The 26,495-nt window shown below is 39.5% G+C and carries 30 protein-coding genes; 2 read left to right on the top strand and 28 right to left on the bottom strand.

Features of this window, described 5'->3' with window-relative positions; all coding sequences use genetic code 11:
- Nucleotide 1 precedes the first annotated feature (1 nt).
- The 12 genes from RYX56_RS01815 to RYX56_RS01760 all read right to left on the bottom strand — a co-directional run bounded on the left by RYX56_RS01815 (nt 2) and on the right by RYX56_RS01760 (nt 12,129).
- Nucleotides 2-808, bottom strand: coding sequence for an enoyl-CoA hydratase/isomerase family protein (locus RYX56_RS01815; protein ID WP_317120432.1), 807 nt, complete (start codon nt 806-808; stop codon nt 2-4).
- 16 nt (nt 809-824) lie between these two features.
- Nucleotides 825-1,589: an SDR family NAD(P)-dependent oxidoreductase gene (locus RYX56_RS01810; protein WP_317120431.1), complete on the bottom strand. Its 765-nt coding sequence runs from the start codon at nt 1,587-1,589 to the stop codon at nt 825-827.
- A gap of 36 nt (nt 1,590-1,625) precedes the next feature.
- Nucleotides 1,626-3,386: an acyl-CoA dehydrogenase FadE gene (locus RYX56_RS01805; RefSeq protein WP_439108447.1), complete on the bottom strand. Its 1,761-nt coding sequence runs from the start codon at nt 3,384-3,386 to the stop codon at nt 1,626-1,628.
- The gene (locus RYX56_RS01800) at nt 3,367-4,122 is read right to left on the bottom strand and encodes a 2-phosphosulfolactate phosphatase (protein WP_317120430.1); all 756 of its coding nucleotides are present in this window, start codon (nt 4,120-4,122) and stop codon (nt 3,367-3,369) included. The genes RYX56_RS01805 and RYX56_RS01800 overlap by 20 nt, the downstream gene beginning before the upstream one ends.
- Nucleotides 4,123-4,149: 27 nt before the next feature.
- Nucleotides 4,150-5,211 (bottom strand): phosphotransferase family protein, encoded by a 1,062-nt coding sequence (locus RYX56_RS01795; protein WP_317120429.1) that lies wholly within the window; start codon nt 5,209-5,211, stop codon nt 4,150-4,152.
- Between the two features lie 12 nt (nt 5,212-5,223).
- Nucleotides 5,224-6,003: an enoyl-CoA hydratase gene (locus RYX56_RS01790; RefSeq protein WP_317120428.1), complete on the bottom strand. Its 780-nt coding sequence runs from the start codon at nt 6,001-6,003 to the stop codon at nt 5,224-5,226.
- Entirely contained in the window at nt 6,000-6,887 is an 888-nt protein-coding gene (locus tag RYX56_RS01785; protein WP_317120427.1) for a 3-hydroxyacyl-CoA dehydrogenase family protein, read from the bottom strand. The genes RYX56_RS01790 and RYX56_RS01785 overlap by 4 nt, the downstream gene beginning before the upstream one ends.
- Nucleotides 6,888-6,954: 67 nt before the next feature.
- Nucleotides 6,955-7,518, bottom strand: coding sequence for a TetR/AcrR family transcriptional regulator (locus RYX56_RS01780; protein WP_317120426.1), 564 nt, complete (start codon nt 7,516-7,518; stop codon nt 6,955-6,957).
- A gap of 128 nt (nt 7,519-7,646) precedes the next feature.
- Nucleotides 7,647-8,393, bottom strand: a complete 747-nt coding sequence (locus RYX56_RS01775; RefSeq protein WP_317120425.1) for an SDR family NAD(P)-dependent oxidoreductase — start codon at nt 8,391-8,393, stop codon at nt 7,647-7,649.
- Between the two features lie 14 nt (nt 8,394-8,407).
- Nucleotides 8,408-9,181, bottom strand: coding sequence for an SDR family oxidoreductase (locus RYX56_RS01770; RefSeq protein WP_317120424.1), 774 nt, complete (start codon nt 9,179-9,181; stop codon nt 8,408-8,410).
- A 65-nt stretch (nt 9,182-9,246) separates the two neighbouring features.
- Nucleotides 9,247-10,890, bottom strand: coding sequence for a long-chain-fatty-acid--CoA ligase (locus RYX56_RS01765; RefSeq protein WP_317120423.1), 1,644 nt, complete (start codon nt 10,888-10,890; stop codon nt 9,247-9,249).
- Between the two features lie 3 nt (nt 10,891-10,893).
- The gene (locus RYX56_RS01760) at nt 10,894-12,129 is read right to left on the bottom strand and encodes an acyl-CoA dehydrogenase (protein ID WP_317120422.1); all 1,236 of its coding nucleotides are present in this window, start codon (nt 12,127-12,129) and stop codon (nt 10,894-10,896) included.
- A gap of 216 nt (nt 12,130-12,345) precedes the next feature.
- Between RYX56_RS01760 and RYX56_RS01755 the strand changes: the two genes are divergently transcribed.
- Entirely contained in the window at nt 12,346-13,284 is a 939-nt protein-coding gene (locus RYX56_RS01755) for a Na/Pi symporter (RefSeq protein ID WP_317120421.1), read from the top strand.
- A 279-nt stretch (nt 13,285-13,563) separates the two neighbouring features.
- Here RYX56_RS01755 and RYX56_RS01750 read toward each other — a convergent pair whose 3' ends face one another.
- The 3 genes from RYX56_RS01750 to RYX56_RS01740 form a co-directional block, all read right to left on the bottom strand.
- Complete coding sequence (locus RYX56_RS01750) at nt 13,564-13,803, bottom strand: glutaredoxin family protein (protein WP_317120420.1); 240 nt, start codon at nt 13,801-13,803, stop codon at nt 13,564-13,566.
- 101 nt (nt 13,804-13,904) lie between these two features.
- Nucleotides 13,905-15,227 carry a YheC/YheD family endospore coat-associated protein gene (locus RYX56_RS01745; RefSeq protein ID WP_317120419.1) on the bottom strand — a complete coding sequence of 441 codons (1,323 nt, stop codon included), beginning with the start codon at nt 15,225-15,227 and terminating at the stop codon, nt 13,905-13,907.
- Between the two features lie 109 nt (nt 15,228-15,336).
- A complete protein-coding gene (locus tag RYX56_RS01740; RefSeq protein ID WP_317120418.1) occupies nt 15,337-16,473 on the bottom strand; it encodes a YheC/YheD family endospore coat-associated protein in 1,137 nt (378 codons plus the stop codon).
- 194 nt (nt 16,474-16,667) lie between these two features.
- Here RYX56_RS01740 and RYX56_RS01735 point away from each other — a divergent pair, with 194 nt between their 5' ends.
- On the top strand, nt 16,668-16,925 hold the full coding sequence (locus RYX56_RS01735) for a hypothetical protein (protein WP_317120417.1): 258 nt from the start codon (nt 16,668-16,670) through the stop codon (nt 16,923-16,925).
- 114 nt (nt 16,926-17,039) lie between these two features.
- Here RYX56_RS01735 and RYX56_RS01730 read toward each other — a convergent pair whose 3' ends face one another.
- From RYX56_RS01730 to RYX56_RS01670, 13 genes are all read right to left on the bottom strand, one after another.
- On the bottom strand, nt 17,040-18,002 hold the full coding sequence (locus tag RYX56_RS01730; protein ID WP_317120416.1) for an LLM class flavin-dependent oxidoreductase: 963 nt from the start codon (nt 18,000-18,002) through the stop codon (nt 17,040-17,042).
- A 196-nt stretch (nt 18,003-18,198) separates the two neighbouring features.
- The gene (locus RYX56_RS01725; protein WP_317120415.1) at nt 18,199-18,579 is read right to left on the bottom strand and encodes a rhodanese-like domain-containing protein; all 381 of its coding nucleotides are present in this window, start codon (nt 18,577-18,579) and stop codon (nt 18,199-18,201) included.
- Between the two features lie 24 nt (nt 18,580-18,603).
- Entirely contained in the window at nt 18,604-19,080 is a 477-nt protein-coding gene (locus tag RYX56_RS01720; RefSeq protein WP_317120414.1) for a DsrE/DsrF/DrsH-like family protein, read from the bottom strand.
- An 89-nt stretch (nt 19,081-19,169) separates the two neighbouring features.
- Nucleotides 19,170-19,724 carry a carbonic anhydrase gene (locus RYX56_RS01715; RefSeq protein ID WP_317120413.1) on the bottom strand — a complete coding sequence of 185 codons (555 nt, stop codon included), beginning with the start codon at nt 19,722-19,724 and terminating at the stop codon, nt 19,170-19,172.
- Complete coding sequence (locus tag RYX56_RS01710) at nt 19,721-21,385, bottom strand: SulP family inorganic anion transporter (RefSeq protein WP_317121289.1); 1,665 nt, start codon at nt 21,383-21,385, stop codon at nt 19,721-19,723. Before RYX56_RS01710 ends, RYX56_RS01715 begins: the two co-directional genes overlap by 4 nt.
- Nucleotides 21,386-21,466: 81 nt before the next feature.
- Entirely contained in the window at nt 21,467-21,694 is a 228-nt protein-coding gene (locus tag RYX56_RS01705; RefSeq protein ID WP_317120412.1) for a sulfurtransferase TusA family protein, read from the bottom strand.
- A gap of 61 nt (nt 21,695-21,755) precedes the next feature.
- The gene (locus RYX56_RS01700) at nt 21,756-22,886 is read right to left on the bottom strand and encodes an MBL fold metallo-hydrolase (RefSeq protein WP_317120411.1); all 1,131 of its coding nucleotides are present in this window, start codon (nt 22,884-22,886) and stop codon (nt 21,756-21,758) included.
- A 54-nt stretch (nt 22,887-22,940) separates the two neighbouring features.
- On the bottom strand, nt 22,941-23,507 hold the full coding sequence (locus RYX56_RS01695; protein WP_317120410.1) for a sulfurtransferase TusA family protein: 567 nt from the start codon (nt 23,505-23,507) through the stop codon (nt 22,941-22,943).
- A gap of 119 nt (nt 23,508-23,626) precedes the next feature.
- Nucleotides 23,627-23,887 (bottom strand): metal-sensitive transcriptional regulator, encoded by a 261-nt coding sequence (locus RYX56_RS01690; protein ID WP_317120409.1) that lies wholly within the window; start codon nt 23,885-23,887, stop codon nt 23,627-23,629.
- A 165-nt stretch (nt 23,888-24,052) separates the two neighbouring features.
- Nucleotides 24,053-24,754: an MgtC/SapB family protein gene (locus RYX56_RS01685; protein WP_317120408.1), complete on the bottom strand. Its 702-nt coding sequence runs from the start codon at nt 24,752-24,754 to the stop codon at nt 24,053-24,055.
- Nucleotides 24,755-24,923: 169 nt separating this feature from the next.
- A complete protein-coding gene (locus tag RYX56_RS01680; RefSeq protein WP_317120407.1) occupies nt 24,924-25,184 on the bottom strand; it encodes a metal-sensitive transcriptional regulator in 261 nt (86 codons plus the stop codon).
- Nucleotides 25,185-25,281: 97 nt separating this feature from the next.
- The gene (locus RYX56_RS01675) at nt 25,282-25,797 is read right to left on the bottom strand and encodes a TlpA family protein disulfide reductase (RefSeq protein WP_317120406.1); all 516 of its coding nucleotides are present in this window, start codon (nt 25,795-25,797) and stop codon (nt 25,282-25,284) included.
- A 1-nt stretch (nt 25,798) separates the two neighbouring features.
- Nucleotides 25,799-26,476 (bottom strand): hypothetical protein, encoded by a 678-nt coding sequence (locus RYX56_RS01670; protein ID WP_317120405.1) that lies wholly within the window; start codon nt 26,474-26,476, stop codon nt 25,799-25,801.
- Nucleotides 26,477-26,495 lie beyond the last annotated feature (19 nt).

Genomic DNA, 26,495 nt, shown 5'->3' with positions numbered 1-26,495 from the left:
CTTATTTCCCTTTAAATTGTGGTCTTCGTTTCTCTTTAAATGCGGCTACGCCTTCCAGATGATCTTCTGTTGTGACCATCATCGCTTGGGTTGTACGCTCCGCTTCTAAAATATCATTAAGGGTCGCTGTATCTGCGAGATTCGTTAATCGCTTCATTAACCCAATCGCTTTTGTCGGGCGTACTGTAAAGGAGGCAGCATATTCTTTCACTTTTTCTTCCATTTCAGCCAATGGGTAAATATGATTTACAAGCCCCCATTGTTGTGCCGTCTTCGCATCAAGTGGTTCTGCTCTAAACAGCAGCTCTTTTGCTTGATATGGAGTGAGTGATCGTGGCAGGAAGTAATGACCTCCACCATCTGAAACAAGTCCTACTTGGGCAAAACTTAATATAAAGGATGTGTCCTCAGCTGCCACAATCAAATCACATGCAAGGGCCAAATTAAACCCAGCCCCTGCTGCAAACCCATGTACAGCTGCAATTATTGGTTTTTCAAGGGTACGCATTTGCTCGATTAATTGATTAAGATGTCCGATGTGGTTGTATACATCTACAGGAGCAGCTTCTCCCATCGTCTTCACGTCTCCGCCAGCACTAAAGGCACGCCCATTCCCACGCAAGACAAGCACTTTCACATCATCATTCGTCTCTGCCTCTTTTATTGATTGTTGTAAGCCCATCATCATATCAGGGCTGAAGGCATTCAAGGCATTTGGTCTATCAAGTGTTAGGAGCATGACACCATTATCAATTTGTACAAGTAAATCTTTCGTTCCTTCTACTGTTTTACTACTTTCTACATTCATGTCCTCATCTCCTTTTTTAAACTGTGAGCCATCCACCATCAATTAATAAATCTGTACCTGTGATATAACTTGCATCACTAGAAGAAATAAATGCGATCGCCTTCGCAACTTCTTCCGGTCTCCCAACCCGTCCGAGTAGGGTATGACGTTCAATCGCCTGACTGAATTTAGGGTTTTTTAATCCATCTTCGGTCATAGGGGTTTCGACAAAGCCTGGTGATACGGAATTAACCCTCACTTGATAAGGAGCTAATTCACCAGCAAGTGATTTGGTTAAATGAATAACCGCAGCTTTAGCTGTACTATAGCTAGGGATTTTTGCTCCTGCTTTATGCCCGGAAAGAGAAGCAACATTTACGATCGATTTATTTAAAGAATCTGACTGGGTCATTAAAGCACCCAAGTACTTTGCCATTAAATACACACTTGTGACATTTGTCGTTTGAACTCGCTCCCATTCCTCTTTTTCCAATGAAAGAATAGGACCTCCAGAAGATGTGCCTGCATTATTGATCAATACGTCAAGTCGTCCAAAGTTACTTTCAATATAATTGGCTAAAAGCTCAACTTCTTCTTCAATCGTCACATCAGCGGAATAAACATAGGCACTCTCCACATTCATTTCACTATTAATCTCTTCAGCTACCTCTTCAAGCTTTTCTTTTCTACGGCCAACAAGAATTAAAGTCGCTCCTTCACTAGCAAGCTGCTTAGCTGTCGCTGCACCAATCCCACTGCCAGCTCCTGAGATAAGGACGATTTGTTCTTGAAAACGATTCATAGATGTCCCTCACTTTCTACTAGATCATTACTCATACTAAGATAAGCGAACATATTGTCCATTTTCATTTACAACACTTGCAATTTCTCTATTTCGTGAAATACGATCTGAGAAAACGACTGCCTCTTGGGCACGAGCTATTAAACGACGTAAGCCTTCTACTTCAGGAGTAGGTGCAAATCCACCAAGAAGCTCCCCTGCTACACTCTTCACATGGCTAAAGGAAGATTCAACGACTGTCTTAGCAAGTAGATGCTGTAAAGAATTTTTACTCTTATAAGCTCTTAGTACTGCAGACTCAGCAGCATAGAGCTCAATACCGATATCGGCTAACTTAATAAGTGTTTCCTGTGCATCATCAAGTTCTTGACCAAATTGTTGAAACGCTAGACCAGAGAATGCCAAGTAAACGGTACGGATATGGTCTATAGCCGTACGTTCACCTGCCAGGTCACCTGAATACGTTGCCTCCTCCCCATTTTTCAAACGGTCAATGGCCTCGTTAATGGCATCTTGAACAGGTAACTCACCCTTAGCTCCTTTTTTAAAGAAGAGTCCTGGCACAAGTAATCGATTAATTTCATTTGTTCCTTCAAAAATGCGATTAATTCTAGAATCACGATACATTTGCTCGATTGGGTATTCCTTTATAAACCCTGCTCCACCATGTAATTGCAACGATTCATCCACCACATAATCAAGTGTTTCAGACCCATACACTTTACAGATGGCACATTCAAGGGCATATTCCATCATTCGTTTTCCAACGGTTCCATCGGTATCAGTCTCATCTAAATCACCTAGCGCCCCTTCAATCAAATCGGCCGTTCGATATTGGAGTGACTCAGCTGCAAAAATACGAGCAGCCATCAAGGCTACTTTTTCCTTTGTAATGCCAAACTCGCTTATTCGCTTTTTAAATTGTTTGCGTTCGTTTGTATGCTGAATCCCTAGACGAAGTGCGCTTTTTGCAGCCCCCATACAAGCAGACCCCAAATTGAAGCGACCTAAATTTAGCACATTAAACGCTATTACATGACCTTTGCCTACTTCTCCGAGAACATTTTCAACTGGCACCTCGCAATCTTCTAGGATTACACTTCTTGTCGAAGATCCTTTAATGCCCATCTTCTGTTCTTCAGGACCAAGTGAGAGGCCTGTAAAATCTTTTTCGACGATAAATGCTGTAAACTTCGTCCCGTCTACTTTTGCATAAACAATAAAAGTATCGGAGAAAACAGCATTCGTAATATAGAGCTTTGTACCGTTTAACAGGTAATGTGTTTTTTCTTCATTTAATGTAGCAGTTGTTTTGGCAGCTAGTGCATCTGAGCCGGAAGAGGGTTCCGTTAAACAATAAGCACCTAAGTATTCGCCAGAGGCAAGTTTCGGTAAGTAATGTTCTTTTTGTTCCTTACTTCCAAAGTAAGTGATTGGTAAGGTTGCAATACAAGTATGATTCGAATGAGCAACACCGTAGCCACTTGAGCCACCAAGCTCTTCCCCCACAATTCCTTTGCTTACTTTATCAAGACCTAGCCCACCGTATGCTTCAGGAATGCTATGAGCAAGGAGCCCCAGGGTACCTGCTTTTCTCAATAAACCAACTATGGCCTCAAAGTCTTGGTCTTCAATCGCTTCTCTTTTAGGCATCACTTCTTTTTCTATAAACTGCTTAGCTGTTTGAGCAATCATCTTCTGTTCATCATTCAGATCTTCTGGAGTAAATACGTCACTTGCCTCAACACTCCTGACAAGAAAGTGACCGCCCATCAACTCACGTTTGGTTTGTTTCACTACCAACAACTCCTTTTCTAAAAATCTTTTTATTCTGATAAATAGGGACATCTAAATCGACCCCTACTTGAACAACTTCCCTCACATCTTCTTCAAAACCATGATCGATTATAAATCTTCCAACAGCAGACTCGATTAATAAATCATAGCCACCCTGCTTATCTGTTAAAAACAGAGCTTCTGCTGCTATACCTGCATCATTTATAGAGATCACACCTAATTTTTCTCTTAAGCACGAAACAAGATAACCAGCTCCATAAAAATCTTCTAAGCAGAACTGATTAGAAGAACCGGAACAGACAATAATGATTTTTTGTCCTGGATTAAGATGAGTAGTAATGTCTTCTATCACTGCTTCTCCATTTCGTAAACAAGCTGGATAGATCATCTCTGCACCTTCTGATCGATTAAGAGCGACGGTACCATTTGTTGTCGCTAAAATAACCACCTTGCCTTGTACAAACGATTTTAAAAGAGAAGGATTGGGTGATAGAAAACCATCTATCACCCTTCCCTCCTTCTCTCCAACTAAGATGAAATCATCAGGGTGATAGTTGGTAGAGAGCTTTATCGCTTCTTCTTCACTAGAGACGGGGATCACTGCTTTAGCTCCGTATGATAAGGCAAAAGCAATCGTTGAAGTCGCTAATAAGACATCGAGTACGATGACAATCTCTCCCGCAAGCTTTTCCGGCTCAATTTCTTCCTTCTTTAATAGAACATGTACATGAGTCAAACTCCTCACGTCCTCTCACACAAAACCTTATGTTAACTCTGTTGTTGCCGTTTCTCTTCCATGGTGGATAAGGGCTGCTACCGTTTGATCGAACTGTGCAAAACGCGTATCATTTGTCTGACCTTTGTGATAGCGATAATAAATTTGCTGAGCAATTACAGCCAATTTAAAATAAGCAAAGGTTAAGTAATATTCGATATGATCGACATGACGACCACTCTTTTTTGCATACAACTCTACCCAGTCTCTTCTTGAGAAAAAGCCTTCTTGCACAGTTACTGGCGGCTTGCCAAAACCTCTTTTTAATAAGGTCGGATCATTGGGCTCAATCCAATAGCTCAAGGCCACGCCAACGTCACATAAAGGATCACCTACTGTGGTCATCTCCCAATCAAACAACCCAACCATTTCCTGACCGTCCTTTGAAAACATCGCATTATTTAGCTTGTAATCATAATGGATAACGGTTGCATCTTGAGATGTCGGAATTCGATCACTCAAAAAGGTCGTTAGTTCCTCTAACCCTTTGTGGTCATGAGTTTTCGCTTGGTGATAACGCTTGATCCATCCATGAACTTGACGCTCTAGGAAACCTTCAGGCTTTGTCAATTCAACAAGTTTCGTTTTTTCATAGTTAATCGCATGTAAGTCTACTAAGCGATTAACCATTTGTTCAGAGATCGTTCTAGCAAGCTGTGGAGTTGCTTCTAAGTCTTCTGGAAACTCCGTATCTAGAACGATCCCTTTTTTTCTTTCCATTAGGAAAAAAGGGGCTCCAATGATCCCTTGATCCGAACAAAAATGGAGCGGCTCTGGGATAATGGATAAATGCGGTGCTAATGTGGCCATCACAGTTGATTCTCTTGCCATATCATGAGCACGAGCAGCTACTGGGCCAAGCGGTGGTCTTCTAAGTACAGCTTCCCAGTTCCCTATTTTAAGTAAGTACGTTAAATTGGAATGACCTGCTTGGAACTGCCGTACAACAAGCTCCTCATCAGGAAGGTCTTCCATCTGTTCGTTTAGATACGATAAAAGAGACTCCGTATTTAACTCTTCACCTGGACGTACGGTTTTTGTTTGTTCCATGCCGACACCACCTTATCTATGCTTAAACTCAGGCTTGCGTTTTTCAAAAAAGGCTGTCACACCTTCTCTAATATCCTCTGTCTGAAATACTTTCGCAAAAAGTTCGGCTTCATGCTCAATCGCTTGAGGAAAACTCATATCCAAGCCTTCGTCCACCGCCTTTTTGATACAATGTAGCGCCGGTAAGGAGTGGCGTCTAATTTGCTGAGCAATCTCCATTGCCTTACCCATTCCTGCACCACGATCCGTCACGTGGTTGACTAATCCGATCGTACCGGCCGTTTTCGCATCAATCGGCTCTCCTGTAAACATGAGTTCTTTTGCTTTTGCTTCGCCAACAAGGCGAGGTAATCGTTGTGTTCCGCCACCTCCTGGGAATAAACCAAGCTTTATTTCAGGTAACCCGATCTGGGCATGTGCTTCAGCAATTCGGATATCACATGTTAAAGCCAGCTCACACCCTCCACCGAATGTCAGACCATTTAAGACGGCAATTGTCGGCTTTTCAAAGAAATCAATCTGATTAAGCACCGCATGAGTTTCCATAACTGGCTCTTTCATATTCGGATGATCCATCAATTGGGGAAACTCTTTAATATCTGCTCCTGCCATAAAGGCTTTTTCACCAGCTCCCGTGAGGATGACAACAACTGTTTCTGAATCATCGTTAAGTTGTTGAAATGTTTGTCTTAGGCCATTGATCACATCTTTGTCCATCACATTTAAAGGTGGATTATTAATCGTAATGACCGCAATCCCTTTCTCTTTTTGAACCTCTACTTTTGAGCTCATGACTGCTTCACCTCTTTTTTTGAGTAATCATACCAACCTTTTCCTGTTTTACGGCCCAGTTCTCCTGCCTTCACCTTTTCTTCAATGCAAGCTGCAGGACGATCAGCTGGGTCATTTGTTTCAGCATAGCGCTGTTGATTAACAAAGTACGCTACATCAATTCCTGATAAATCCATCAATGCAAAGGGTCCGATCGGGTGGTTTAACGCTTTTTTGCAGATAAGATCTATGTCTTCAAAACTTGCATATCCTTCTTCATACAGTTCTACTGCTTCCTTTGTTAAGGCCCCTAAAATACGATTCGCTATAAATCCTGAGATCTCTTTATGCAGCAACACTGCTGTACGGTTCATTTTTTTACTAACAGCCATTGCAAGATCAGCCGCTTCATCTGATGTTTGTTCACTTTTTACCACTTCGACGCAATCCATCACAAGTGGCGGAAAAAAGAAATGCATATTGCACACTTTTTCAGGTCTTGAAGTAACTTCTGCAATTTTTGAATTCACGATTGTTGAGGAATTCGTCGCAAGAATAGCATGAGGAGGTGCAAATTGATCCAATTTTGCAAATAGATCTCGTTTAACATCTAGCTTCTCAACCACTGCTTCGATCACAAAATCGGCTTCGCTCACAGCTGTTTGTAAGTCGGTTGTAGCATGTAGGCGAGAAAAAGCTGCATCAAGGGATGGTTGATCGATCTTTCCTTTTGTCACCCATTTATTCATTTGAAATTGAAGGCTTTCTTTTGCCTTATCCAAAGAGGACTGCTCAATATCCTGTAAGTAGGTTTCAAAGCCTCCTAAAGCAGATAACATCGCAATCTGATGTCCCATTGAACCTGCACCAATTACGGCAATACGATTAATATTCTCTAATGTCATAATGAATTCCTCCTATATACTAACCAGTTAGTATTATAATCGTGGAAAAAGTCCTTATCTAGGACTCTTACGCTTTCTTTAAGCCATTTAACATGAAATCAATATAGATCGTAGACACTGCTTTTTCATCAAGCTCGCCTTTTGGATCGAACCAGTGATAACTCCAGTTGACTGCTCCTAAAATAGCCAATGTTACGATATTGACGTCTAAGTCTTGACGGAACTCTCCAGAATTAATTCCATCAGCAATGACTTTTTTCATGTTCATTCGAAAAGCATCACGCTTTTTAAAAATATCTTCTAGGTGAGCTTCACTTAAATGCTGCATTTCTCGAAAGAACACACGCGCACTTTGTCCTTGACCTTCAATATGCTTCATCAGCATATATACCATATCAAAAAGTCTTGCTTCAGCCGTTTTAGATTTCTCTAAAATCTCACGCTGACTCGATAAAATATCTTCAATGTATCGTAGGTGAATTTCCATTAATAATTCTTCTTTACTTTTAAAGTAATAATAGAATGTTCCTTTCGTTACACCAAGTGCCTCGACGATATCTTGAATAGATGTTTCGGTGAATCCATTTTTTCCAAATAGATCAATACTCACTTCAATAATTTTCTCTTTCATACGAACGCCCCACTATCTATCTAAACTGATCCGTTTAGTATACCACAATTCGAGCCAAAACCTAGCAGGATATGGTTAGCTTTAACTGGTCATAGTGAGCCAAAGAGGTTCTACTAATATGCAGATCGTTAGTATGTTAATCCCCCGCCGTCGACCATCAATGTGGTTCCTGTAATATACGAGGCTTCATCTGATGCAAGAAAAGAGATGGCATTCGCTACTTCTTCTGGTTGCCCTACTCGCTTGAGCGCATTCGCAGAACTCATTATTTTCCACTTCTGCTCTTGCTCTCTCCAACCATCAACGATTGGCGTATCAATCACACCAGGAGCTACAGCGTTCACTCGAATTTGATCGCGTCCAAACTCTAAGGCCGCATTTTTTGTTAACGTGATGACACCAGCTTTTGAAGCATTATAAGGGGCAACAAACTTCTTCCCTTTAAATCCAAGTAAGCTAGAAACGTTTACAATCGCTCCTCCCCCGTCACTTTCTTTCATAAAGGGAATGGCATACTTCATGCCAAGATAAACCCCTGTTAAATTGACATCAATGACTTTTTGCCATTCTGATAAAGTCAACTCTGTTAATGTCGTTTCTCTATTCCCAATTCCAGCATTATTCACTAACACATCCAGTCGTCCATATTGATCGACTGCCTTTTGACATGCATCCCTAACATCTTCTTCATTTGAGACATCACAGCGAACGAACATCGCTTCTGCACCATCGTTTACTAAGGTTTCTGTTACGGAAGTTCCTTTTTCTTCATCAATATCACATAATACGATTGCCATCTCTCTATCGATGAAACGTTTAGCAGTGGCAAGGCCTATTCCACCAGTGGCACCTGTTACTAAGGCTACTTTTTTCATCTGTTGACTCCCCCTTACATAGCGTGCATACCACCATCAACAACCAAGACATCACCAGTCACAAAATTTGAGGCCCCTGACGCTAAAAATAATGCTGCACCTTGTAAGTCATGCTCTCCTCCTAAACGCTTAAGAGGTGTGCGATCAAGAACAAAAGATTCTCCTTTTTCTAGTAACCCCTTCGACATTTTCGTTGGAAAAAAGCCTGGAGCAATGGCGTTAACATTAATCCCAAACTGTCCCCATTTAGTAGCGAGATCTTTGGTAAATGTAATGACTGCCCCTTTACTAGTGTTGTATCCGATCGTATCCATAAACCTTGGATCAGCGCCACCTAATCCAGCAACTGAAGCAATGTTTATGATTTTCCCTGACTTCTGTTGCTTCATAACTTTCCCTGCAGCTTGTGCCATTAAAAAGGTTCCCGTCACATTAACATTCATTACCTTATTCCATGCTTCAAGCGGCATATCAGTAGCCGGAGCTCCCCATGTGGCTCCACTATTATTCACTAGGATATCGATGGTGCCGAATGTATCGACCGTTTTTTTAACTACGTTTTCAACCTCTTCTTGATTCGTTACATCACAAGATAGAGCAATGGCTTCAACACCCTTTTGCTTTAATTCTTCTGCTACTTCCACACACGCTTCCACTTTTCTAGAGCATAAAACGAGGTTCGCTCCTGCATCAGCGAAAGCATGTGCCATTTGTCGACCAAGACCGCGCCCGCCTCCTGTAACGATCGCCGTTTTACCTTTTAAATCGAATAAGGATAAAGCATTCATTGAATCACCTCTTCATTTAAGTTACGAGGGCTTCTTACCAACTCAGGTAGGAGCCCCCGTTAAGATTAAGACGACTGCTCAGCTTCTACTTTAGCTAGTTCTTCATCGCGAAGTTTACGCTTTAATAGCTTACCAACAGCTGACTTTGGCAGTTCTTCACGGAATTCAATCGCTTTTGGCACTTTATAGGCTGCCAATTGTTTACGGCTAAATTCGATGATCTCTTGACTTGTTAATGTACTATTTGGCTTTGGCGTAATATAAGCCTTTACCGTTTCTCCCCGATAAGGGTCAGGTATGCCTAACACGATCACTTCCTGCACCCCTTCATGTTGATAGAGAACTTCTTCAATTTCACGAGGATACACATTGTAACCACTTGCTAGAATCATGTCTTTTTTGCGGTCTACAATATAAAAATACCCTTGCTCATCCATTTTCGCTAAATCCCCTGTAAAGAGCCAGCCATCACGTAACGTTCTCTCTGTTTCCTCAGGCTTTCTCCAATATCCCTTCATCACTTGAGGTCCTTTGATGATCATTTCACCAACTTCACCAACTGCTACTTCTTCCCAACCTGCATCTGTTTCAACGACAACTTTTGCATCTGTATTTGGAAGAGGTATGCCTACACTACCGGCTTTTCTTTCCTGGAATGAGGGGTTGAAATGAGTCACGGGAGCTGCTTCAGATAAGCCATACCCTTCGCAAAGCTTGCGGTCCGTTCCTCTTTCAAATGCTTCTAGCGCCTCTACTGGTAACGAGGACCCACCGCTTACATAGCTTTCTACAAGATCTAGTCCGAATTCTTTATACTTTCCTACTTGATTAAAGCCCACATACATGGTTGGGACCCCGCCAAGTTGAAAAGGCTTTTCTTTCTTGATTGTCTCAAGTACTTCAGGCATATCAAAACGTGGGATTAAAATTTGATTCCCACCATGACGAATCGTTACAAAGTTACAGCAAGTTAAGCTAAAAATATGAAATAAAGGTAAGACATTAACTATTCTTGCATTAGGAGGTGGCGATACTTCTCCACTAAACATGAAGTCATACGTTTGTTCGGTGTTCGATACAAGATTCAAATGAGTAAGCATAACCCCTTTAGATACACCCGTAGTCCCGCCTGTATATTGCAGGACTGCAAGATCATTCTCAGCCTCAATGGTAATTGCTGGAGCTGGCGCCGTTGCTTGTTTTAAATACGATTCAAATAAGCAGTCGTTCGCTTCGAGCTCTATCTCTGCACCTGGCTTTAAAGCTACCACAATGGCTTTTTTTGTTGGCACTTTATCTCTTACTGACTTAAATAGAGGATATAAATCTGAAAGAATCACTATATGTGTTGCTTCTGAATCATTTAAAATATATTCAAGTTCACGTGCGACATACATCGGGTTGACTTGAACCACAACCCCACCTGCACGAAATGTCCCAAATAAAGAGAATAGATAGTGAGGACAGTTTGGCAACATAATGGCAAGTCGATCGCCTTTTTTGAATTGATCTCCATTTAGAGAAGCTGCCAATGCTTCACTAAACTTTTGTAATTCCTTATACGTCCAAGTCTTTCCGTAAAATGTGATTGCTGTATTATCACTATATTTTGCAGTCGTGTCGTTTAAGAGATCTGTTAACGAACGATTTTCTATTGTCGAATGCGCTTCAAGATTATTTCCATATAAAGGTAACCAACGTTTTTCCATCTATTATTCCTCCCCAACAGTAATAGGTGATCGTGCGTACGGCTTCAATTCTTGTTTGGCAATCGCAGCAAGATGAACCTCATCTGGACCATCTGCAATGCGTAATGTACGTATATTGGCATACATGGCTGCAAGTGGAACATCTTCACTTACACCCGCCGCCCCAAATGCTTGAATAGCACGATCAATCACTCGAAGTGCCATTTGAGGAGCAATGACTTTAATCATCGCAATCTCTTTTTTAGCTACTTTGTTTCCAACGGTATCCATCATCGCTGCAGCCTTTAATGTAAGAAGCCTCGCTTGTTCAATTTCTATACGAGATGTTGCAATCCACTCTTGAACGACTCCTTGTTTTGTTAATGGTTTGCCAAATGGAGCACGCTCAGTTGCTCGCTCGCACATTAGTTCAAGCGCTCGCTCAGCTGCACCGATAGTTCGCATACAATGATGAATTCGACCAGGTCCAAGTCGCCCTTGAGCAATCTCGAATCCACGTCCCTCACCTAATAGTAAATTCGAAACAGGAACTCTCACATTCGTAAATTCAATTTCTGCGTGGCCATGGGGAGCATGATCATAACCGAACACAGGCAGCATTCGCTTGATTTGTACTCCTTTTGTGTCCATTGGAACGATAATCATCGATTGTTGGTTATGCCTATCGGCGGTTGGGTTGGTCTTCCCCATTAATATGAGCAATTTACATCTTGGATCTCCGGCACCTGATGACCACCATTTGCGACCATTGATTACATATTCATCGCCATCGCGTTGTATGTCTATTGATATATTCGTTGCATCAGAAGAAGCCACATCTGGTTCAGTCATCGCAAAAGCGGAGCGAATCTCCCCTTCAAGCAAAGGTCGCAACCATTTTTCTTTATGCTCCTTAGTCCCGTAACGAACAAGAACTTCCATATTCCCTGTATCTGGTGCATTACAATTAAAAACTTCGGGTGCAATAAACGAACGTCCCATGATCTCGCATAGCGGAGCATATTCTAAATTCGTTAGCCCAGCACCTTCTTTTGCATCGGGCAAGAATAAATTCCACAAGCCTGCTTCCTTTGCTTTTGCTTTTAATTCCTCCATAATTTCGGGGTTTCCTGCAAATCGATCAGGCATTTGATTCAATTGATCTTCAAATAGTTTCTCGTTTGGATAAATATGTTCTTCCATAAATACAGTCAAATCATGTTGTAAGCGCTTCACTTTTTCACTATAAAAAAATCCCATATCCATCATTCCTCCCTGCGATTCGACAAACTTACTAACTAGTCAGTATGTTACATTCAAAAAAAAGGGCAACTTGCAATCTACTGAATCACCTACCTATGTAGCATAGAGTTGGTCTTATTACTAACTATACCTAAAAATATCTGAACATTCAATCATTAAATCTACTTTTTTTCTGTCATGACTAGAGTTGTTTGTCCATAAAGTGAGAAAGAGGTGATTTATTTGTTCAAAGAACTATTCTCCTTATTCGCCGTTTTCATTGCTCTTTTTCTCTTTGGCATGGTGATTATGCGCGCTGGATTATTACCACTTGGTGGAGAAATTTTTCAACGAAATGTTCATCGCTTTACAGATAAAGCATGGAAAGGAATGTTAATTGGAACAATTGCTACAGCTATGCTTCAGAGTAGCTCAGCTGTACTTGTCATGACGGTTGGCCTTGTGGCAGCGAATTTATTAACCTTCAGGCAATCAATTGGCATCATCCTTGGGGCTAATATCGGCACAACCATTACGACAGAAATCCTTACATTTGACCTTTCTCATATTATTATTCCTTTACTGCTAACTGGATTGATTGCTTTATTTATCCCAAAGAAGAAGGCATTCAGTATTGGCTGTTTCACCTTTGGACTTGCTTGTATTTTTATAGCGATGGATGGGCTTGAATCGCTTGCTTATCCTCTAGCTAGCCTGCCCTCTGTGCATACGTTATTTGAATTTACAAATACCCATTCACTTACAGGTGTTGCTATTGGTGCTGCTCTAACTGGGCTCGTTCAATCGAGTACGGCCACAACAGCGATAGCAATGGGGTTTATGAGCGATCACCTCCTTACATTAAAAGCGGGAATTGCGATAATGCTTGGAGCCAACATTGGAACATGCATCACAGCATTCATCGCTACCATCGGAGCGAGTAAACATGCTAAGCTAGTTGCTTTTGCTAACATATGGCTAAATCTCCTCGGTGTCATTGTATTTTTACCTTTAATGGATATTTTAGTACAAATTGTTACAGCGATGACGGATGATACGATGCAGCAACTTGCTCATTCGAGTGTGCTTTTTAATACTCTTTGCTCAGTTGTTATGCTTCCATTTGCCAAATTGTTTGCTAGAGGAGTCGAGTGGTTGCATTCTAAAAACTAATCGTATTATTAGTTGACAATCAACCACTTAAACACTTGAACGTCAAAACGGTCTCAAACCCTGAGACCGCTTTAAAATATATCGGCTTTACTATACAGAAAAGTAAATAGAAATTCCGCGCTGGCATGTACCAGCGCTTTTCTTTGATTAAATTTATTTAAAATCCTGTCACACTTTCTCCTAGATCTAAGGGATAGAAAGAAGCACGATAGAGTTACAGTAATTAACTCCTAACCTGTTATTAAATCCTTTTTGCTTCTGATAGCTCTATTTTTAATTTTAGCCTTCTAATTTTTCTCGTATTAGATCTGGGTTAAAGCCAACGACCGTTTCCTCTCCAATTACCAACTGAGGCACTCCTTTAGTACCTGTTTTACTTCTTATTTCCTTATATGCCTTAGGATGTTGATTTACATTAATCTCTGTGTACTCCACCCCAAGTTCCTCTAAAAATTTTTTCGCCTTTGTACAGTAATAACACGTATCTTTAGAATAGATGATCACTCTTTTACCCACCATTAACCACTCCTCGAGAAATTGTCTGCATTACGTACGTTTCAATCAACTTATAAGTGAATCCATTTCTTAACTAAGAAAAAGATCCAAAGTTAAAATCTACTTCACTCACTTCTTCTTGCATTTTTAAAACCCGTAAGAGCACTAGCGTAAAAGAATGGATTAGAAATAATGTCACCAAATAAATGAGAGTCCTCAATAATTGAGAAGCTTTTATATCCATATCTTTTATTCATTTCTAGAATCCAGACATGTAACTCTTTGTCTAGGATAAAATCAATCGCAATATCAGCAAAATGACCTTGTTGATCTAGTAGCTGACAGGCCTTTTTACAAGTAGCTTCAATCTCTTGAAAAAGGAGCTCTCCTTCCCTTTCGTCTAATCCATAGATAGGATTAAAAGCCTCTTTGCCCTTAAGTAAATAATCTACATGACTTAAATTAGTCGTGATACTCCCTGGTTTAGCAACTCGAGCAATGAGTCCTGTACACTTCCAATCTTTTGTTTGATCTTTTTGCATGTAAATACGAAAATCAACATTTCTTGAATCATGCACTAAAGGGACCCCTTGTTGGATCATATATTCACCTTTCTTTTTCAAAATCCGATCAATGACTGGCTGCTGTTCTAAACACTCCACAACCCACTTTTTATTCTTATCATCAATGATGTGATAAGAACCTCCCTCATCTCTAATCTGAATGATTCCTTTCCCTCGTGAACCACTTTTAGGTTTCAAATAAATGGTTTGAAAGTGGCTTACCATTTCTTCAATTTCCTCGAGTGTTGATAACTCTTTAGTATCAGGCAAATGACCTCTAACAGATTGATCAGGGGATAACCACTTCCACATATCCCATTTATTAAAGAATTTAGAATTAAAGATAAACCCATTCGTCCTCTCTTTTAAGTGCTCATTTAACGAAAGTGATAAGGGTACTCGTTTAAAAATGGCTCCTGGATATTGAAATACACCTTCCTTTAAAGTAGCTTCCCTTTCTTGATTACTTGGTCGAAAATAATACCCCTTAATTAACTGTTCCTCTGTGTTAATTCCCGAGGGCTCACTGATCATGATCAATCCATTTACCGGAACAAACTTTTCAAGACGATCTTTCACTTTATCTAAACGAGTTAAAAATCGCTTTGAAATTAAATACAAAATAACGGGCCCTAAACTTATACTATTTTCTGTTATGTTTATATCATAGAATAGGTCCTCAGGAATGAAGACCTCACTTTTTATATTCTCTGATAAACCAATTGTTTGCCTTGGTAGATTATCAGTCTTTCTTACTGATAGTTCTCTAGTAGATGTGCCGAAGTGAAAGTAGATTTTATCTTCAGATTCAATATCTTTCATTTGGCTTGTATTCGGAAGATAAATCCTATCCACCTCCTCCGTGGATATCCATTTAATATACAAGGCTATTCCTCCTTTTCTTAATCTTCTTTTCACTATATGAAAAAGAGGTGTAGCCTAAATAGACTAATAGATGAGGGGTTTTGCCTTTTATCGTGAATCAGGAGGGATTTTATTGAGAACTAGTTGAAAAGCCTGCTAACTTATATGCATAGTCAATCAAAAGTTTATTAGAATAAAAATAAATCCCCTCTTGTCCTGCGTCTATCGCCATCCGGTGCCTCGGATTTCGATGGTTGATTTCGATAATCCAAAGATGTTGGTTCTTATCTATACCAAAATCAATTCCTACGTTCCCTAAGTTGCTATTAATCCCCCCTAATTCTTCCATTGCTGAAGCAGCCTCTATAGAGATCTCAGTTATCTTTTTTCTTAGTTCAATAGCTTTCTGCTTGGGGAGTGAAAATAAATTTTGTAACGCCGAATTGCCATGCTTTGTTACCCCTTCATTACTAACAATTCCACCTTTCAAGCCTTTTCGTGCTAGTAACCCAACTCCCTGCCACTCCATTGATTCATTTTTCATCAAAATAAACCTCATATCTACTGGACGTCCTCCAATATACAAGTCAATCACTTCTTGGAAAATGTACGTTCTTTTTTTACACTTTTCTTTAAAGTACATTACTAACTCTTCCTCATTGAGATAAAATAAATCTTTATTTGTAGCTACTTTGAAGGATTCAGCTTGTTTAGAAATTTTATAAATTCCTTTTCCATAACTCCCACTAATAGGTTTAACATAACCTTCTTTATATTTTCCGATAAGACCAGGCAAATCTTGTGCATTATTAAATAACTCAGTTAGCGGCAAATGTTTTTTTAGCTCCGGTTTCTTCGAGAGCCATTCATACATTTCCCATTTATTAAAAGTGAAATTGTTTATCGTTTTGCAACCGGTTGTTTCTTTGAAGAAGCTTTCCCAGTTATGATTTAAAGAAATTCGATTAATAATAACAGTAGGCATGGAAACAATTAATTGATTCCATTTCTTACTTTCTCTACAGTAGCTATAACCTTTGATACTAAGGTTTTCTTTATCTATCCCATTAAGAGAAAAAGCAAAAAGACCTCCACTCTTACAGTTCATTTCTAGATCTACTAAATGAGGAAGAAACCTTTTCAGCTTTTTAGTTGATTTAGATACTAAGATACCAATGATTACATCCTTACTTTCTACCTCCTTCCGATCATCTAGTAGACTATTAACCCTATCTTCATATAACTTCTTATCTTCACCTAATCTCATATTTTCCCCTCCAGGTAACATTTCTTTAATTGTTATATTATATGTACTTTTCTTCTTATGGAAACGGACAGTAAACCTTTTAATCTATTACTTTCGTTTTATAGCATATTAATTAGAAGATTAGGTGAAAGAACAAGCACGATCGAAGAGTAAACATATAGATAGAATTATCTTGATGCAAAGGAGGTGAGAAGATGGGAAACAACAACAACAACGTTTGCCCTGACAGCTGTTGTACGGGAGATGAGATTTTATGTATTGGAATTCCTTGCCCAATTGATATTGTGCTTTTAGGAATTGAACTTCAAGTTGAGTTACCATGCGTAAGATTAACATCCCCTGGTCCGTTAACAGAAGCTCAGATTCAACAATTACTTGATGTTCTTCAAGGAATCCTTGCTGCACTTGGTAACTTAGGTGGTGCTGGTGGTATTTTAGAAGGAGAAGAGTAGTTAAATGAAATTGGCCCTTGACTTTTGTGTCAAGGGCTTCTTTACTTTCACTGTAGAAGGTGGAACGCTAAGAGCATATTCATTATCCTCTTTAATTAGAAAAGGCTTCTGCTATTAGTTCATAGGAGCTCGGTCTTCATAGCGATGTGTAATTGTTACAATCATCATTTCATCCGCTTTATATTGGGTTTGCAAAGTTAATAGCTCTTCTTTTACTTCTTTTGGATTGCCAATAATCATTTTACGACTCAATTTATTGTTTTCATCTTGAATAAATGAATATTGTCTTGCCTCTTCTTTGGACGGTATTCCGTCTCTACCTTCTCCATTATTAAGTTTGATTTTCCAAAGAGCATTACTTAAGGCCAGTTCCTCTGCTTTTTCAGTGGTTTCTGCACAAATAACTGATATACAAAGGATCGATTGAGGTTTTTGAGAATGATCGCTTCCTTTAAATTCTTCCACGTATTTCTCCATAATGCTTACTCCGTCTTTTTCACTCATGAAATGTCCAAAGGCATAAGGCGTACCATTCTCTGCAGCGAGAATGGCACTTTTTTCACTTGTTCCTAGTATCCACGGTAAAGGGGCAATAGGGGGGAGCGGTGATGCCAAAACTTTTGAATACATAGGATCAGAGGAAATGTCATTTCGTAAAAACTGCAATAGTTCTTTTGTGGCTTCAGGCATCTTGTTTACTCCTGCTAAATAGTTATCCGACAAAGCCATTGTTGCTTCCGCAGAACCACCAGGAGCTCTGCCAATACCTAGGTCAATACGGTCAGGGAATAGCGTAGCAAGCAGATTGTATGTCTCAGCAATTTTATATGGTTTATAGTGAGGAAGAAGCACCGCCCCGGAACCGATGCGAATTTTTGAAGTCTGTGCACCAATGTAGCTAAGCATCACCTCAGGAGCTGGACATGCTAAAGCGGGAAAATCATGATGCTCAGCAATCCAGTACCGCTCATACCCTAGTTTTTCTGCTGTTTGTGCAAGGTTCAATGAGGCCACTAATGCATCTCTAGGGGCCTTTCCAGCTGAGATCGGTGCTTGGTCTAATATACTCAATTTCATAAATACCCTTCTTTCCATAGAGATACTTTTCTGAGAACTTTACAACATAATTTCTAGGGATAATTATACATAATCGAGAGACAAACCAGTGTTTGTGTTTGACTACCATTCCTCTCTCTTTTTAGAAATAGCATTAGCTTACACAAAAGCCCTAACCACCTATTAGCAGGTGATTAGGGCTTCTTTGACGTTGAGACTATTTAACTGGACCATCCCATGAGAGCATGCCACCTGCAACATTGGTCACAATACTATAACCTTGTTGCGTAAGGAAATCTGCTGCTTGCATACTACGATTCCCACTACGACACATTAGAACAATTTCTTTATCTTTTGGTAGTTCTTCATGTGTTTCGGCAAAACTGCTTAGCGGCATATTTTTCATACCTTCTACATGCCCGTCTTCAAATTCATCAACCTCGCGAACATCGACATACACTGCCGTTTGATCAGCCTTCATTTGCTCTTTTAGTTCAGTTGTAGTTATCTCTTTTACTGGATTTGATGATTGATTAAACAAAGAGAACACTCCTATTCCAATGATTATAATCAAAACTGTAACCGTTACATACTTCATCAGCAACACCCTTATTTACAGTCCTTAGATAAATAAGTTTACATTACCATCTTCAGCTTCTGCAAGATAAGTTGCTACACCTGCATATTCAACGCCATCGATTAGCTCTTCTTTATGAATCCCCATAACATCCATAGACATTGTACATGCAACCATTTTGATATCAAGGTCTTGAGCCATTTCAATTAATTCATTTAACGAGACAACATTATGTTTTCTCATCATTTTTTTCATTAAGATTGGGCCAATTCCACCGTAGTTCATTTTAGATAAACCTAATTTCCCTGGACCACGTGGCATCATTTTTCCAAACATTTTTTCAAGGAAATTCTTTTCTACTTTAACATATTGCTCCTTACGAAGTACATTTAAACCCCAAAATGTGAAAAACATCGTTACCGGTTTCCCCATCGCTGCAGCCCCTGTTGCGATAATAAAGCTTGCAATGGCTTTATCTAAATCCCCGTCAAATACGATCATTGTTGCTTTCTTTTGTTCCATTTATAATCTCCTCCTATTTTTATACTCACGTAGGTATTTCTTATACTTTATATACTATACCCGGTTAGGTATAATGTCAACTAAATTTTTTAGTTACTCCATTCAAACTCGCCACTCTCGACATGAAAAATAGCTCCCAGTACGCCAACGCCATCTCCGTACTGTTCATACACCGGATGCTTCTTAAGTCGCTCCATTTGTGTTTTTACATTTTGGCGTGAACCATTTTCGCATAAATCCGTACACTCTACCCCTTCAATTGACTGACGGACTGATTGTAACCATGGAATGAGTTCCGCTTCCTGGTTCCCCTCAGCCGCAGCTTTCACACCACCACAGCTCGTGTGACCGAGAATTAGAACATCTTTCACCTTAAGATGTTTAAGTGCATAGTAAAGACTTGCTGTGAAGCTCTCATCAGTCTTATTCACTTGGTTAGCAATATTACGATGAATAAACAACTGACCAAGCGGCATTTGTGTGATTACTGAAGGACTTACTCTTGAGTCACTGCATGCTAAGATAAACATCTCTGGTCGCTGACCTACTTTTAGTCTCTCAAAGAAATGAGGATCTTGCTTCCTCATCTCATTTAAGAAGGCTTCATTCTGTTGTTGAAGTTGTTTCTTTTCCAAAAGAATCACCTCTTCAAGTGATCTAGCACATTCTCTAGATCTTGATACTCAATCTGTCCTTTAAACGTCTCATACCATCCTGCTTCTTTTAACGTGTCTCGAACTGGTCCTTTCACATCACACAGATAAATTCGTTTATCTAAATCACGATACGTATTCATTAACTCTTCTAAATGATCTACAGCAACAGCATCTACATCATTTACACCTGAGAAATCAATCACTAACGTATTGATCTTATCAGACTTAAGAAAAGCTTGTTGAATGCGTGCTTCGACTCGTTGGATATTCGCAAAATACAACGGTGAATCAATACGTAAAAATGAAAGATGTTCATAAGTTTTTGCATCATTAAAACGCTTTGTATTACGATAAGCATCTAACTTCCCTACATATCCAAGCTCGGCCATATGAGGATTCGCGCTTCTCCATAAGAAAATAACAAGGGAGAATATTACTCCAATGAAGATCCCCATTTCAACACCAAGCGTTAAAGTGGCGATGAAAGTCACAAGTAAAGTAAAGCCATCGATCTTCTTAATTTTAAATAGATGTTTGGCTTCTTTGACATCAATTAACCCATATACAGCCACCATAATAATCGCTGCTAAAACAGCGTTTGGCATATAGTAGAACCATGATGTAAAGAAAAGCAAGGTTAAGACAATTAAAATAGCTGTAATAATTGCCGCAAGTCCTGTTCTAGCTCCAGCTCCGTAGTTTACAGCAGATCGAGAAAATCCACCAGTTACTGGGTAACCAGAAAATGTTGAAGCAGAAACATTGGCAAGACCAAGACCAACTAATTCACGATTGGCATCTACTTTATACTTTTCCTTTGTGGCAATAACTTTAGCCATTGCAAAACTCTCTACAAACCCGATAATCGCGATCGTGATTGCTACTGGCATTAAGGCACTGATTGCTTCTGTACTCCATACAGGGAATGAGAGCGATGGTAAGCCATCGGGTACTTCACCGATAATGCTGACACCTTTTTCATGTAAGTTAAAAAGATACACAAGCGCTGTACTATAGACGACAACAACTAATGGTGCTGGAATTTTTGGTGCGAATTTTTTCAATAAAACTAAAATAGCAATACTCGTAACCCCAATAAAAAAAGAGTATAAATTGATCGAGCCAATTTGTCTTGAAGCCTCAAGAAGTAATTCAAATACATTTTCAGTTGAAGGCAAAGGAATGCCAAGCAGATGCTTCAATTGACTAAAACCAATCACAATCGCCGCTGCAGAGGTGAAGCCACTAATCACAGCATGGGAAATGAAATCAGTGATAAATCCTAGTCGTAATAATCCTAAACTAAGTTGAATAACCCCGACCATTAGGGCAAGTAATAATACAAGTGAGATATATTCAGACGAGCCTGGTTCTGCCAATCCTTGAACACCTGTTAGAACAAGTAGTGAAACCATCGCAACCGGTCCAACAGCCAATTGTCGCGATGATCCAAATAGTGCATAGATCAAGAGCGGAATCGTTGAAGCATACAACCCAATAATAGGTGGTAACCCCGCTAGCATTGCATACGCCATCCCTTGAGGTATCAGCATGATTGCCACAATCAAACCGGCAGATAAATCACCACGTAAATCATGTTTTTGATACGATAACATCCATTCAAGACCCGGGAACAATTTCTTTAACATCATTTGGCCCCCTTTCATTTAAAATGAGTGAGTAGGTCTAACCCTCATTAGACCTTACCCACTCACAAGCAATTATTTTTATTATCCTTTTTTAATCCAGAACTTAAACACGTCACCATCTTGTTCTTGGTGAATTAACTCATGACCACTAGCCTTAGACCATGCAGCCATGTCAGCTTGTGAACCTTTGTCTGTTGCATGAATTTCTAAAACTTGACCTGACTCAAGTGTATCCATTTCCTTTTTCGTCTTTACTACTGGCATTGGACAAGCTAGACCTTGTGCGTTTAATATTTTATTACTATTCATTAAAAATCATCTCCTCAGATTGGTTAATAATATTGTTTATTTCTTTGTTTCATTTTATTGATTAAGATACAGCACAACGATTAGGACCGATCTCCATCTCTGTTTCTTCTTCTTTGTTGGGTGTTAAAATACCCATATTTGTCTTTCTAATCTCTTGATAAGAGTTAGGTTGCGGTGGTAAATTTTCAGATACAACCCGACGGAACTCCTCTTCATCTTCAATCATTAGGCCATGGTTTTCTTGATACAGATCACCTAGGCGAGCGAATACACGCCCTTGATCATCTAATTCTTTTAATTTCGCAAAATGAGCTGGTAGGACAAGTAAGTCTTGATTCAGTGCTTTATAACGTACATACAAGGACTCACGTAAATCAGCTACCCAATCTTCTGCCTTACCTGCAAGGTCAGGGCGTCCAATTGAATCAAGAAATAGAATATCTCCTGTGAACAAGTACGTATCATTTACAATTAGGGACGTACTTCCGATTGTGTGACCTGGTGAGTAAACAGCCTTCACTCGTACATTAGCTTCACCAAATGTTACTTCCATTCCATCCTCTAGTGGTTCAAATTTAAATGTTACTTCGCCAGCATCTTTTGGAGGCAGGTAGTACGTTCCACCTGTTGACTCTGCTAAGCGACGTCCACCAGAAATATGATCAGCGTGTAAGTGTGTATCAAACATGTGTAACACTTTAATACCCAGCTTATCGGCAAACGCTTCATATTGATCAACTAAGCGTAATGGGTCAATCATCGCACCTTCATTACCCGATACAATCATGTACGATAAGCAACCTTTCCCTAAGCGAACAAATTGATACAGGCTTCCGCCGCCCTCTAGATCTCCAACTTTAATTGGTTCAAGATGTTCACTCCACGCTTTCATTCCACCTTCTAGGTAATGGATATCGCGTGAAGTAGCTTCTGCTAATTGCTCAGCAACGAAAATGGATGACCCTTCTTTTGCACATACAACAAGGATCTCTTTGTCAGCTGGTATTTGTTCAAGAATCTCATCCACTCCCTCGATTAAATCGAAGTATGGCTTATTCATTGTGACGATTCCTTCACCTTCAACCTTCCAATCATCGTATTGATCCGTGTTACGAACATCTAAAATGAATAACTCTTCTTTATTGATTACTGTTTTCGCTAATTCTCCAGCTTTCATCGCTTTAACAGCCATGAAAAACACCTCCATATATTGTGATCATTTTACTTGATTTGGTTTATTTAATCGTTATTTACTTTCTGCTTTACCATTCCAAGCCGTCATACCAGGCTTCACATTTACAACATTTGAAAATCCATTGTCCTCAAGTGTTTTTGCAGCCATTGCACTACGAGAACCCGTACGGCATACAACGTATACTTGATGATTTTGATTTAGCTCACTTAGACGAGTTTCAAGTTCCCCAAGTGGGATTGAAGTTGCTGTTGGAATATGCGAGAAAGCATATTCAGCAGGTTCACGCACATCAAGGATCGTGACATTGTCTTCCCCGATTTTTGCTTCAAGTTCCTCATTATCAATCACATGTGGATAATCTACTTCTTCTTTTTCCTCACTTGCGCTCGCCTTACGAATGTAGTGGATTAATGTATCCCCTTCTTCTATTGTTCCTAAGTAATGGTGACCAGTTGAACCTGCCCACGCTTTAAGGTCAGCGAGTGACCCTTTATCTGTTGCTTGAATTTCTAATACTTGACCTGGCTCAATTCCATCTAACGTTTTTTTCGTTTTTACGATTGGCATTGGACATGATAATCCTTTTGCATCTAATACGTGATCTACTTTAATTGACATTGTGTTTGCCTCCTCTTTATATACCATTACCCGTATGACTATATTATACACATTGATTTTTTTGCAAGTCAACACATAATTTACTCATACCCGTTTAGGTATATTGAAAACCAAAAAATTTATCTTGATTTAACAAGTAACTGGATCGCTTCTTCTACTACTTGATCTGCCTGCTCGCCTTTTTCTACTTCATCAAGAATACATTGCTGCATGTTCTTTGCAATAATGTAAGCCATTGCTCGATCAGTTGCTGATTTTACTGCCGACATTTGTGTAATAACCGTCTTACAATCTTTCTCTTCTTCCATCAAGCGGAGAATTCCACGAACTTGACCTTCAATACGTTTAAGGCGATTTTTCATATCTTGTGAGTAATCCATATAAATCCCCTCTCTTATTTATATTTAATTAGTCATTCATAAACTATATTAGTAACGGATAACCAATAGCGGATACCCTATTACCTATATTAGCATATCGGGTTATTATACACAAGGGGGTATAATTCATAATTTGAAAGCCACTACTTTTCATAGTGGCTGGCATTACGTAATATTTTCAACTTCAACTTGTAAGACATTCTCTGATGATTTCAGCGCATAGAATACATCCGTTGTATATACTTTTTTGTTCGTCACAACAATACATGTTAAGACGATATCATCCGCTTCTTCTTTAACTTTCACGCGACGAATGCCAAAGTTTTTGCTCTTCACTTCTTTTAAGAAGCTCGTTAAGTCGGTATCTTTTTTAATGTATACTTTTGCTCGGACCTCAATATCCATTAGTTTCTTAGGGCCAATCCAACTGATTAAATCAGGAATAATCCGCACTCCAAGAATCATAAAGAAGATACCAAGGAACGCTTCAACATAAAAACCGACACCAATTGTAATCCCAATTCCCGCAGAGGCTAAAACGAGTGAAGCTGTTGTTAGTCCTGAGATCGCATCATTGTTTCTTCTTAAAATAACCCCTGCCCCTAAAAAGCCAATTCCACTAATTACATAGGACGGAATTCGACCTGGGTCCATTGGGCGCGAGTAGGCTTCTGAAAATAAAAAGGCCGATTCATACGAAACAATTGTAAGCAAACAAGCCGTCACCGCAATAATGAGGCAGGTTTTAAGCCCAAGCGGCTTCCCTTTTAATTCACGCTCAAGACCAATTATCAAACCTGCTAATGCCGCTAACGATAATTTGTGTAGAGCTGGGTTATGTATAACCATTGAAACCAAATCTTCCATATTACCACCTACTCCTTTCCTTAGATAATTATTTTTATTATACATGAAGTAAGATGAAGGCGCTCTAGCTATACCTCCTATGGTTTATCATCCACTTTTTATGTTCCCCGTTTTTCAAAAGTTAATCCCGCAAAAAAGAAGAATACCGCAACGGTATTCTTCTTTAACTTTATCGACTTTTTACTAGTAATTGAATCGCTTCTTCTACCACTTGATCAGCGTCTTCACCTTTTTCAACTTGATCAAGAATGCATTGTTGCATATTTTTCGCAATCACAAATGCCATTGCACGATCCATCGCTGACTTCGTTGCAGACATTTGAGTGATGACCGACTTACAATCTTTTTCTTCTTCCATTAATCTCAAAACACCACGAACTTGTCCTTCAATACGCTTCAGACGATTTTTCATTTCTTGTGTGTATTCCATCTATTACAACCCCTTTCCACTAAAGGATTTATGTCGTTAGTTTCTTTATTCTATTCTAACCGATTCGAGAAAAATTGTACATGAACACCCAATTTGACTATAGTTCTTCGAGGACACGCCTCATCATTTCTTTATTCATTGCACCCACTTGCACATGATGCACTTCTCCTTCTCGATTAACAAAAACAGAAGTTGGCAATGGTTGCACATTGTATAGTGCTGCCGCTTCCCCTTTTTCATCCAGTAAGATAGGAAAAGTAAGACCTAGTTCTTCTGTAAATGATTCGACCGCCTGTACAGAGGATTCTGAGCCCGTTTGATTAACAGCTAGTATCACGACATCTGCTTCTTGATAAAAAGACTCCATATCAGGCATTTCAGCCCGGCAAGGTGGACACCATGATGCCCAAAAATTAATCATCACAGGCGTTCCTTTAAAATCAGTAAGTGACATTCTCTCACCAGTTAAACTATCCAAGGTGAAATTAGGGGCAAGATCAGTTTGTTCGAGTTGATTGGCCTCATCAGTTACAGATGTCTCACTCGTTACCGAATCAACAATCCCCCATAATAAGAAACCTGCGACAATGAATAATACAAGCTTTGCACGCATGTTAAGAGGCCTCCTTGTTCTTCGTTTGGGATGACAAGGTAATTAAACCCGCTATAAAAATCATAAAATAAAACCAGTTCGGAAGCGAATAATCAAGCATTCGAACTGAAATAAATAACGACAATACCCCTTTGATCCCCCCATAAAAGACAAGAACTTGGCCAAGCACCCGTTGTACCTGTTCATTACGTCTATGTTGAAAATAAATCAATCCAAGAATGAGTGTGTTCATCATCATTAAGACGACACTCGTCCGAATGCTTCCTGATATTGTAGTGAACGGAAAAAACGCATAATACATTGTTTCAATAAGAAGGAATGCCCCTGTTATATGGGTAAAAAGATTAAGACGCTGTGTGATATCTACTCTTGTGCTCCACCATAGATAAATACTCATTATAACCCAGGCAACCATCCATTCATTTGCACCACTTGGGGTTGCTAATACGGCAATTGGATCACTTAGAGCAACTGAAGGATTTAATACTAATTTTGAAAACTGAAATGTGACAAAAAAGGCAAAGAATCCATTCCAAAACATCTCTGACTCTTCTTTTTTCCGCTTTAAGATGTCAAAGAAAAATTGTACACTTAAGAAATATCCGATCAAAACGATTAATATTAAGACGACCCATGATTGTCTAACTAACAAAGGGCCAATTGACCATACTTCATTCATTGCACTTCCACCTTTACAC

The organism is Alkalihalophilus lindianensis (assembly GCF_032843265.1).
Taxonomy (GTDB): Bacteria; Bacillota; Bacilli; order Bacillales; family Bacillaceae_D; genus Alkalihalophilus; species Alkalihalophilus lindianensis.
The sequence above is the reverse complement of the archived record's forward strand: the minus strand, read 5'-3'. Positions and strand labels throughout refer to the sequence as shown.